Source organism: Pseudomonas sp. Fl5BN2 (assembly GCF_009908205.1).
Lineage (GTDB): Bacteria > Pseudomonadota > Gammaproteobacteria > Pseudomonadales > Pseudomonadaceae > Aquipseudomonas.
The window spans coordinates 1-432 of sequence record NZ_JAAARL010000078.1; the positions used below are offsets into that span (position 1 = coordinate 1).

Annotated in this window: 1 protein-coding gene; it reads left to right on the forward strand. The window is 58.6% G+C overall.

What is annotated here, in order from left to right; genetic code table 11:
• Positions 1 to 432, forward strand: a 432-nt coding sequence (locus tag GV819_RS32645) for a class I SAM-dependent methyltransferase (RefSeq protein WP_178126159.1), incomplete at both ends; no start/stop codon positions are given.

The window sequence follows — 432 nt, forward strand, 5'->3', positions numbered from 1 at the left end:
TGCGTCAACTCAGCCAGCTGCAGCACGGCCAATTGGTGCTGACTGAAAATGGCGAGCGCCATCTGTTCGGTGACAGCAACGCGACACTGATCGGCGAAGTGCACATCAGCGACCCCGGTGTCTGGGGGATGATCGCCAGCAACGGTTCCATAGGCGCCGGCGAAGCATTTATCCACGGCTACTGGAGCTCGCCCGACCTGACCAGAGTGGTCCGGGTACTGGTCAGCAACCTGAAGGTTCTGGACGCCATGGAGGGTGGACTTGCCAGCCTGGGACGCCCGTTGATACGGGGCTTGCACTGGATCAATCGCAATACCCGCAAAGGCTCGCAAAAAAACATTGCGGCTCATTACGACCTTGGCAATGAGATGTTCGAGCAGTTTCTCGACCCCACCATGATGTATTCAGCGGCGCAGTTCCTCAGCCCTGACG